This is a genomic window from Rathayibacter sp. AY1C4 (genome assembly GCF_002932195.1).
Lineage (GTDB): Bacteria > Actinomycetota > Actinomycetes > Actinomycetales > Microbacteriaceae > Rathayibacter.
Genome location: NZ_PSWE01000062.1, coordinates 1 through 2,683, shown reverse-complemented (window position 1 = coordinate 2,683; position 2,683 = coordinate 1). Strand labels below are relative to the sequence as shown.

The following is a 2,683-nucleotide window of genomic DNA, read 5'->3' as shown; positions in this document are numbered from 1 at the left end:
TGCCGGTGCCGGTCGAGCCGGTGCCGGAGACCTCGTAGGGCGCGTCCAGCAGGACGGGGCGCACCGCGATCGGGCTGCGTGGGGGAACGGCTCGAGAGCGGAGGCGGGAGCGGGTCGGGGAGAGATCGACGATCAGGCGGGGCGGAGCACCTCCGACTGGGGGCCCGGCGGCGCGATCGGCCCGGGGTCCCGCTGCGGTCGCGCATCCCCGGAGGTGCATCGACGGGAGAACGCGGTGGCGACCTGCCGCTGCGAGCCGGGACGACGCGTTCGGTTCCGGTCCGAGGCGGCGGCGAGCGCACGGGGACCGCGGTGCACCCTCGGGGACAGCGGTGGACGGCTCCGAGCGAGCGCCCCCCTCGGCCTGAGCGGCCGCCGTCAGGATCAGAGGGAGCGGCGTCCCGCGATGACGCCGGAGACGACGGCGAGGACGCCGAAGACGATCGCGACGACCGGCTGGCCGAGGTCCAGCCACGCCAGCGCGGCGGCGCCCATCACGAGCAGCTCGATCAGCGAGCGGCCGTAGACGTCGATCGCGAGGACCGCGCGCGGCGAGAGGAAGAGCGCCCAGACCAGCGCGGCGACCACCGGAGCGCCGATGCCGAGGACGATGTTCCACGGGAGGTCCCACGACGCGAAGCCCCAGAGGGCGAAGGTCGCCAACGCGACGAGCTCCAGGAGGAACCGGAGGATCGCGTTCGGGCCGATCCTGATGTCGGTGCCCGCGGTGTCCGCTCCTGCTCGATTCACGCCGACCATGCTAGCCGCCGGAGGTCAGCGGAAGATGATGGTGCGGGCCCCGTCGAGGAGCACCCGGTCCTCCGCGAACCACTTGACCGCCTGCGTGAGCGTACGGCTCTCCTCGTCCTGCCCGATCGCCACGAGCTGAGCGACCGAGTGCGAGTGGTCCACGCGCACCACGTTCTGCTCGATGATCGGCCCTTCGTCGAGGTCGCTGGTGACGAAGTGCGCGGTCGCCCCGATCAGCTTGACGCCGCGGGCGTGCGCCTGCTTGTAGGGGTTCGCGCCCTTGAAGCCCGGCAGGAACGAGTGGTGGATGTTGATGGCGCGGCCGGCCAGTCGCGCGCAGAGCTCGGGGGAGAGGATCTGCATGTAGCGCGCCAGGACCACGAGCTCGACGTCGTGCTCCTCGACGACCTCCAGCACGCGCTCCTCGAACCCGCGCTTCGACTCCGGCGAGACCACGGGTCGCGACTCGAAGGGCACGCCGTAGAACTCGGCGAGGTCGCGAAGGCTGCCGTGATTGGACAGGATCATCGGGATGTCCACCGCGAGCTGCCCGGCGCGCTGGCGGAAGAGCAGGTCGTTGACGCAGTGCGCGGCGGTGGAGGCGAGGACGAGGGTGCGCAGCGGCCGGCCGACGACGTCGAGGCGCCAGGTCATCCCGTAGTGCTCCGTGATCGGCAGCAGGGCGGCGGCGAACTCCTCGCGGCTGATGGGCGACTCCACCTGCAGGCGCATGAAGAAGCGGCCGGTGTCGGCGCTCGAGAACTGCTGGCTCTCGGTGATGTTGCCGCGGGCCTGGACGACGGCACCGGACACGGCGTGCACGATGCCCGGCTGGTCGGGGCAGGCGAAGGTCAGGGTCCAGTGGTTTCCCGCGGGCCGGGCGCCGGACCACGCGGCGTCGCTGCCCGTCGGACGGGTGCTCGCGGAGGCGGGCCGGGGAGTCGCGGACGCGGCGGGTTCGGGCTGCATCCGCCCAGGATAACGGTGGGGCACGGGGCGGTCCGCGCGCCTCAGCCCGCGTCGACGGACACGACGGCGACGGGTCCCGTCCGCCCGTCCGGGGAGGAGTAGCGGACGCCGATCGTGTGCCTCCCGGGACCGACCTCCAGCGTCGCGGCGAGGACGGGGGCTCCGGGAACGAGGAACCGCACCTGCCCGCCGTCGACCAGGAGGTCGAGGCCGTCCGCGTCGGGATCGGCGAGCACGAGCACGCCGACCGCGCCCCCGCTCGACGCGGCCCGGGCGAGGAGCACCGGAGCGCGCAGGTCGACCGTCTCGGGGGCGCTGACTCCTGCGGCGGTGCGCGCCAGCACCGTGGTCCTGCCCGCGGGGAGGGGGAGCGCCGGCGCGGTCCAGGAGCCGTCGGCGTCGGCGGTGGCGGAGCCCACACGGTGTCCGTCGGAGGCGTCCTCGAGGAGCACCTCGGCGCCGGGCGCGGCGGTGCCCCGGGCATCGGGCAGCAGCCGGCCGTCGGTGTCGAGCGCGAGGGCCGGTGCGGCCGGAGCGGGAGGTGCGGCCGGAGTGGGGGTCGTGACCGGTGCGGGAGTCGAGACCGGAGCGGAGGTGCTCGGCGCCTCTGTAGGGACCGGCGCCGGAGTGCTCGGTACGTGCGTCGCTGCCGGAGCCGGAGTGTCCGGTGGGGGAGTCACGGTCGGAACAGGAACCGGGACCGGAGTGCTCGGTGCGGGGGTCGGGACCGGGACGGAGGGCAGGGCCGGGCCGCTGCCGATCGGGCCCGGCGCGGAGCCCCCGGTCGTGGCCCCCGGCGGCCCGGAGGGGGCCGGAGCCTCGGGGACGGCGGGCTTGGGCGCCGGTCCCGCCCCGCCGTGACCGGCAGCGCCTCCCGGCAGGAGAGGCACCCGTCCAGGTGCCGGTCGATGCGGTGCCTGTCCCGGACGGGGACGCGTCCTCGCGCGTACGTCCCCGCCCGCTC

The 2,683-nt window shown here is 74.7% G+C and carries 4 protein-coding genes; all 4 read right to left on the bottom strand.

What is annotated here, in order from left to right:
* Positions 1 to 384: 384 nt before the first annotated feature.
* Positions 385 to 750, bottom strand: a complete 366-nt coding sequence (locus C5C99_RS16600; protein ID WP_244230596.1) for a YrdB family protein — start codon at positions 748 to 750, stop codon at positions 385 to 387.
* A 24-nt stretch (positions 751 to 774) separates the two neighbouring features.
* Complete coding sequence (gene purU, locus C5C99_RS16595) at positions 775 to 1,719, bottom strand: formyltetrahydrofolate deformylase (protein WP_104227281.1); 945 nt, start codon at positions 1,717 to 1,719, stop codon at positions 775 to 777.
* 41 nt (positions 1,720 to 1,760) lie between these two features.
* The gene (locus tag C5C99_RS16590) at positions 1,761 to 2,399 is read right to left on the bottom strand and encodes a hypothetical protein (RefSeq protein WP_104340440.1); all 639 of its coding nucleotides are present in this window, start codon (positions 2,397 to 2,399) and stop codon (positions 1,761 to 1,763) included.
* Positions 2,396 to 2,683: zf-HC2 domain-containing protein (locus C5C99_RS17705; protein WP_374953750.1), on the bottom strand; the 288-nt coding region annotated here is incomplete at its 5' end. The genes C5C99_RS17705 and C5C99_RS16590, both read right to left, overlap by 4 nt.